Raw genomic sequence first — 7,153 nt, 5'->3', positions numbered from 1 at the left:
GTTCGTCCTGAGCCAGGATCAAACTCTCCATAATAGTTAAGTTTAAATCTTGTATTGCTCAAAAAACTAATAATTGACGTTTTACTTCATGTTTTGTTTAGTTTTCAAAGTTCACTTTGCCACTCGTAAGCGACTTAAATATCATAACATCCTCAAACGTTTATGTCAACGTTTGTTTAAATGTTTTTTTGTTTTGTTGTTAGTGTTTCGCAACAACATAAATTAATATAACAGTTAGCTGATCGGATTACAACCCATAAACTAAAAGTAATATTATTCAGAATAATCATTCGTCCTTTATATAAAACATTTAGAATATGAATCTTCTATTATATAAATTGAATCAGTAGCTACTATCCATATAGTGATATAAAGGAATATAAAAAATGCTCCTTATTCACACATAAATAAGAAGCATTTTTTAAATGGATCACTTTCACCGCTAGTACAAAAATTGCTCATAGATTATGCATATGTTTCAGCATCTAATTGATTTATTGGCGAAACAGCATCTATTAATGCTTCCTCCAACTCATTAGCATATTTAACTTTTTGATCTTTAGTCCACCCAAATTCAACTGACATATAAGTGATTACTGCATCTTTCCATTTATATACCCAATTAATATCAAAATACAAAGCGCCTGTGCGGCGTATATAAAAGTCTACTGGTTTTACAGTCATTTCATAATGCATAGCATAAATAAGTGGTATTAGCACATCTACTGGTAAATTATATTGTTTTAGTTCCTCTTGGTGTTCCCTAACTAACTGGAATATCGTATCAACGTTTGATCCATAAAATTTCGCAAATTGTTCTGCTTGTTTACTTGTTAATCCAAACTCCTGACCTTCTTTAGATTTATTTACTATAAATGTAGTAAATTGTTTCGCACCACCTACATCCCCTCCAGAAATAGGCATATATTTCGTTTCACTTTTTGGATACGCTCCACTATGTCCTTCTTTCCTCAATAAATCCGTCACATAGTCTACAACCAATTCTGCCATTTTACGATAACCTGTTAATTTTCCTCCCGCAATTGTGATTAATCCAGAATTCGATGTCCAAATTTCATCTTTACGTGAGATTTCAGAAGCATTCTTTCCTTCTTCATATATCAAAGGTCGAACTCCAGCCCAACTAGATTCGATGTCATTTTCTGTTATTTTCACTGTTGGGAACATATAGTTAATCGCATCAATAATATACTTACTATCTTCTTTCGTCATTTTCGGTAACGCTGCATCATCATTATAAAACGTGTCGGTTGTACCAACATATGTTTTACCACCACGTGGAATTGCAAATACCATACGGCCATCTGGTGTATCAAAATAAATCGCTTGCCCTAAAGGAAAGCGCGAATGATCAATTACTAAGTGTACGCCTTTTGATAATTGAAGTACTTTTCCTTTTTTCGATTGATCCTTTTCCCTTAATTTATCAACCCAAGGCCCAGCTGCATTTACTATTTTTTTACCATACACTTCATATACTTCACCATCAAGTAGATCCACTACAATGACACCACAAACTTTTCCATTCATATATAAGAATCCATCTACTTTTGCATAGTTTACCGCTTTTGCTCCTTGATCAATCGCTTCCTTCATTACTTCAATTGTTAAACGAGCATCATCAGTACGATATTCAACATAATATCCGCCACCCTTTAATCCCTCTTGTTTAACAAGTGGTTCCTTTTTCATCGTTTCTTCACGGTTAAACATTTTCCTACGCTCACTTCTCTTTACTCCTGCCAGAAAATCATAAACTTTAAGGCCGATTGAAGTACTGAAAGCACCAAAAGTACCTCCCTTGTGGAACGGTAGCAACATCCATTCAGGCGAAGTAACATGTGGACCATTTTCGTAAACGATTGCCCGCTCTTTCCCTACTTCAGCGACCATCTTTACTTCCAATTGTTTCAAATAACGTAAACCACCATGTACTAATTTTGTTGATCGACTAGATGTACCTGCTGCGAAATCCTGCATTTCAAAGACAATCATTGATAACCCTCTAGTAGCACCATCAAGTGCAATTCCAGCACCAGTAATGCCTCCTCCGATTACAATTACGTCTAACTCTTGTTTATTTACTCCATTTAATAGCTCTTTTCGTTGTTTACTAGAAAATTTCATGAATTTTGCCTCCTATGGTACGAAAAAAAAGAGACCACAAACATCACTATAGAATTCGCTTCTATAGCGTGTTGTGGTCTCTCTCAATCTCCTACCGAATATTAACTTGTTTTCATCTTATCACTATCATATGTTATTTAAAAGCTTTTGTTGCTTCGATTGCCTTTTTCCAACCAGAATAAAGCTCTTCACTTACATTTTCATCCATTGTTGGTGCAAAACTCTGATCCATATTCCATTGTGATGCAATCGATTCTTGATTTTCCCAATACCCTACTGCAAGACCAGCTAGATAAGCAGCACCCAAAGCCGTAGTTTCATTTACTTCTGGACGTTCTACAGGAACAGCTAGAATATCACTTTGGAATTGCATTAAGAAATTATTTTTAACCGCTCCGCCATCTACACGCAGAGTTTTAAGCTCAATTCCAGAATCTTTTTCCATAGCACATAAAACATCCTTAGTTTGATATGCTAAAGATTCTAGCGTAGCACGAATAAAATGTTCTTTTGTGGTGCCTCGAGTTACTCCAAAGACTGCTCCACGTACTTCACTATCCCAGTATGGAGTACCCAGTCCTACAAATGCAGGCACTACATATACTCCGTCTGTCGATTCTACACGTTTAGCATACTCCTCACTCTGACTAGCATCTTTAAACATACGCATGCCGTCTCGTAACCATTGAATAGCTGAACCTGCAACAAAAATACTACCTTCTAATGCATACTCAACTTTTCCATTTAGACCCCAAGCAATTGTCGTTAATAATCCATGTTCGGATTTAACAGCTTTTTCACCTGTATTCATTAACATGAAACAACCAGTTCCGTACGTATTTTTAGCCATACCTTCACCGTAGCAAGCTTGACCAAATAGCGCTGCTTGCTGATCACCGGCTACACCAGCTATCGGTATACTTTGGCCAAAGAAGTGGAAATCCACTGTATGACCATACACTTCAGATGAAGATCGAACTTCCGGAAGCATGCTTTTTGGAATTGTTAACATATCAAGTAGCTCTTCATCCCAGCTTAAATCATAAATATTGTACATTAATGTGCGAGATGCATTTGAATAATCAGTGACATGTACTGCTCCACCAGATAATTTCCAAACAAGCCATGTATCAATTGTTCCAAATAATAAATCTCCATTTTCTGCTTTTTCTCGTGCACCTTCAACATGATCTAAGATCCACTTTACTTTTGTTCCTGAGAAATAAGCATCAATTAAAAGACCTGTTTTTTCACGAACCATATCGCTATAGCCTTTTTCTTTTAAATCATCACAAATGTCAACAGTTTGACGGGATTGCCAAACGATCGCATTATATACAGGTTTACCAGTATTTTTATCCCAAACAACTGTTGTTTCACGCTGATTCGTAATACCAATTGCAGCAATTTGTTCTGGTTTTACATCTGCTTCACTTAGACATGTTGCAATGACAGCTAAAATTGAACCCCAAATTTCTTGTGCGTTATGTTCTACCCAACCCGGGTGTGGAAAATGTTGTGTAAATTCCTTTTGTGCAACATGTACAATTTTGCCTTCTTTATTAAAAAGAATTGCGCGTGAACTTGTTGTTCCTTGATCAAGTGAAAGGATATATTTTTTCATTTTTATTCTCCTCCTTAAGCTACTTTACTATTATTACTATTATTAACTTTCATATTACTTGTCATATAAGAGATTGCTAGAATTACCACTGTAACAAAAATCACATAATATAATGCTACATTATTTTTACCTTCAAATATTACTTCGTAAAATAACCCCGCTAATGAACCACCTAATAATGGAGCTACAACTGGTATCCATGCATATTTCCAGTTCGATCCGCCTTTTCCTGCAATCGGCAGTAAAAAATGTGCAATTCGAGGACCTAAATCACGAGCCGGGTTAATTGCATACCCTGTTGTTCCACCTAATGATAAACCAATACTTACGATTAAGAAACCAACGATGAATGGATTTAATCCATCAGCAAACTTATTTGAACCGATTGCTAAAATACCAAATACTAAGATGAATGTACCAATAAGTTCACTTAATAAATTTGCAAAAGTATTTGGGATAGCAGGTCCTGTTGCAAATACACCTAATTTTGTACCTGGATCCTCTGTTTCCTTCCAATGTGGTAAGTAATGTAAATATACAATTGTTGCCCCAATCATTGCACCAATTAATTGTGCAGCAATATATTCAGGTACTTGGCTCCACGGAAAAGAACCTTTAAAAGCTAATCCTAACGTAACTGCTGGATTTAAATGCGCACCACTAATACTTCCTACAGCATAGACAGCTACCGCTACTGCTAATCCCCAGCCCAGTGTAATAACAATCCAACCTGAATCCTTAGCAAACGACTTCTTTAGACTTACACCTGCACAAACGCCTCCACCTAAAACAATCAACAAAGCTGTCCCAATTAACTCCCCTAAAAATGCTGACATAAAATCCCTCCACATTCAGTTTAAGTTGATCTTCGTGAGAGAACTAAATTGAATGGCCATTCGTATTTAAAGTCAAAAAGACCCACAACTAAATTGTTTCTATAGAACTATAGAAACAACCAATTGTGGATCTCTTCATTTCTCCGTCACGTATATTAACTTGTCTTTTATGCTAACTCATATATGAAAACGTTGTCAATCCTAATTTTCACATTTCTGTCACTTTTTCAGGAAATTTTTCCATAACTCTTTATCTGAGGTCGTAATTGCTGTTGCACCAGCATCTAAAGCAGCCTTTACATCTTCAGTCGTCCGAATAAAACCACCTGCTAATATCGGAATACCTGTACGCTCTTTTACTTCTGTTATTACATTTGTTAAAGCACCTGGTAGTACTTCAATATAATCTGGTTTTGTTTTTTCTAACAAAGCAATACTTTTCTCCATCGCACTTGAATCAATTAAAAAAATACGTTGTATCGCCACTACACCTTTTTGCTTCGCCTTTAAAATCACATTTGACTTTGTAGATAATAGCCCATATGGTTTAAACTCTTGGCATAAATATTCCGCTGCATGCCCATCACTTTGCAAACCATGAATTAGATCGACATGTAAAAATACTTTCTTACCATGTTGCTTAGCAAGCGAGACTACGCTTTTCAGTTGGCCAATATGAATATCTAATATAACGATATATTCATATGAACTAGTTAGTAATTTTTCTAAATCCTTTATTTTTCTAACAGCCGGTAAAATTTTTTGTCCATGAAATTCCATTCAAAAATACCCTCTATTTTCATTTTATTCTAATCGTACACAATTTTAGAAAAAAGAAAAGCCTGGACATCGAAAGAATGATCGTTGTCCAAGCTTTATATTTCGTGTTTTATTAACTACTATTCTCTGAAATACGTTAAGAATAGAAGGAATACAACAAATAGTACATACATAATCGGATGAATTTTTTTCGCTTTTCCAGCTGCTAACATTGAAATTGGATAGAAGATAAATCCAACAGCAATACCTGTTGCAATACTGTAAGTTAACGGCATTGCGATAATTGTGAAGAAAGCTGGAACTGCTATCTCAAATTTTTTCCAATCAATTTGACCAATTGAAGATACCATTAGTACACCAACAACGATTAATGCTGGAGAAGTTACTGCCGCTGTTACTACACCTAATAGTGGTGCAAAGAATAATGCTAATAAGAATAATAATCCCGTAATAACCGCTGAGAATCCAGTACGTCCACCAGCAGCAACACCTGCAGTTGATTCGATATATGAAGTAGTAGTACTTGTACCAAGAGTTGAACCAACTACTACTGCAGTAGCGTCAACCATTAATGCTTTTCCAGCTCTTTCAAGTTTATTATCCTTTAATAAACCAGCTTGATTTGCAACAGCAACTAATGTACCTGTTGCATCAAAGAAATCAACAATGAAGAATGTTAATACAACTGCAAACATTTGAGGTGAAGAGAATACATCTGGAATATGTTTAATTGCTTCACCAAATGTAGGTGCAATACTTGGAACTGGACCAACAACTGAAGAAGGTAAGTCAATAATTCCAAAAATCATACCCGCGATTGCAGTAATGATCATACCTAAAAATACGCCAGCTTTTACTTTTCTAGCCATTAAAATAACAGTTATCACTAAACCGAAAATTGTTAACAATACTGCTGGTTCATTTAATTTACCAAGTGCAACAAAAGTTGCTGGGTTACTTACGATAATACCTGAATTTTTTAAACCTACAAATGTAATAAAGAAACCAATACCGCTACCAATTGCTAATTTTAATTCAATTGGAATTGCATTAATAATTTGTTCACGAAGTCCTGTTAAAGATAGGATAATGAATAAAATACCTGATACAAATACGCCAGCTAAAGCAGTTTGCCATGGAATACCCATTCCAAGCACTACGTTAAATGCAAAGAAAGCATTTAATCCCATACCTGGTGCTAAAGCAATTGGATATCTTGCATAAATCCCCATTAAAATCGAACCGTATGCCGCTGCTAATGAAGTAGCAACAAAGATTGCTTCTCTATTCATTCTTAATGTTTCTGGAAAATCTTTTATATCTGATAAAGAAAGGATTGATGGGTTTACGAATAAAATGTAAGCCATTGCTAGGAATGTTGTTAAACCAGCAATTGTTTCCTGACGAAATGATGTGCCTAACTTGTTGAACTCAAAATAATTACTAATACGTTCTTTCATGTGATCCTCCTAAGTCTATTAAGTCTTAAAAGTCGGTCTCTATTTTATAAATAGAAAAGGCGCTTTTACACAATTGGTAAAAGCGCCTATCACGAGCAGTTTCATTCTGTATTTTATAACCTAGGGATAGTAGAATAATAGCTAAATAGTAGGTTAAAAATATAGAAATCATTACTTCGTAGTCCGCCATTTACGGTGGCAGGTAGAGACGCTAGTCCATATTCACTAGCTTATACGACAAGTTATGACAAATTATTTAATATTTACATCCTTATATTACAACCATCTAAACTAAGTGTCAACAA

Annotated in this window: 5 protein-coding genes and 1 riboswitch; all 5 genes read right to left on the bottom strand. The window is 35.3% G+C overall.

Annotation, left to right across the window (positions count from 1 at the left end):
• Window positions 1–465: 465 nt before the first annotated feature.
• The 5 genes from CAB05_RS21635 to CAB05_RS21615 all read right to left on the bottom strand — a co-directional run bounded on the left by CAB05_RS21635 (window position 466) and on the right by CAB05_RS21615 (window position 6,836).
• Window positions 466–2,148, bottom strand: coding sequence for a glycerol-3-phosphate dehydrogenase/oxidase (locus CAB05_RS21635; protein ID WP_088004246.1), 1,683 nt, complete (start codon window positions 2,146–2,148; stop codon window positions 466–468).
• 133 nt (window positions 2,149–2,281) lie between these two features.
• Window positions 2,282–3,772: a glycerol kinase GlpK gene (gene glpK, locus CAB05_RS21630; RefSeq protein ID WP_088004244.1), complete on the bottom strand. Its 1,491-nt coding sequence runs from the start codon at window positions 3,770–3,772 to the stop codon at window positions 2,282–2,284.
• Window positions 3,773–3,786: 14 nt separating this feature from the next.
• A complete protein-coding gene (locus tag CAB05_RS21625) occupies window positions 3,787–4,608 on the bottom strand; it encodes an MIP/aquaporin family protein (RefSeq protein ID WP_142283149.1) in 822 nt (273 codons plus the stop codon).
• Between the two features lie 219 nt (window positions 4,609–4,827).
• Window positions 4,828–5,388 (bottom strand): glycerol-3-phosphate responsive antiterminator, encoded by a 561-nt coding sequence (locus tag CAB05_RS21620; protein WP_088004239.1) that lies wholly within the window; start codon window positions 5,386–5,388, stop codon window positions 4,828–4,830.
• 119 nt (window positions 5,389–5,507) lie between these two features.
• Window positions 5,508–6,836: an NCS2 family permease gene (locus tag CAB05_RS21615; RefSeq protein WP_088004250.1), complete on the bottom strand. Its 1,329-nt coding sequence runs from the start codon at window positions 6,834–6,836 to the stop codon at window positions 5,508–5,510.
• 171 nt (window positions 6,837–7,007) lie between these two features.
• Window positions 7,008–7,106: riboswitch (purine riboswitch) on the bottom strand.
• Window positions 7,107–7,153: the final 47 nt, after the last annotated feature.

This window comes from Gottfriedia solisilvae (assembly GCF_002128405.1).
Classification (GTDB): Bacteria; Bacillota; Bacilli; order Bacillales; family Bacillaceae_G; genus Gottfriedia; species Gottfriedia solisilvae.
The sequence above is the reverse complement of the archived record's forward strand: the minus strand, read 5'-3'. Positions and strand labels throughout refer to the sequence as shown.

What these genes read in the sequence shown, in the direction of transcription:
- CAB05_RS21635 (WP_088004246.1), bottom strand. Translation starts at nt 2,148, where the DNA reads ATGAAATTTTCTAGTAAACAACGAAAAGAGCTATTAAATGGAGTAAAT.
- glpK (WP_088004244.1), bottom strand. Translation starts at nt 3,772, where the DNA reads ATGAAAAAATATATCCTTTCACTTGATCAAGGAACAACAAGTTCACGC.
- CAB05_RS21625 (WP_142283149.1), bottom strand. Translation starts at nt 4,608, where the DNA reads ATGTCAGCATTTTTAGGGGAGTTAATTGGGACAGCTTTGTTGATTGTT.
- CAB05_RS21620 (WP_088004239.1), bottom strand. Translation starts at nt 5,388, where the DNA reads ATGGAATTTCATGGACAAAAAATTTTACCGGCTGTTAGAAAAATAAAG.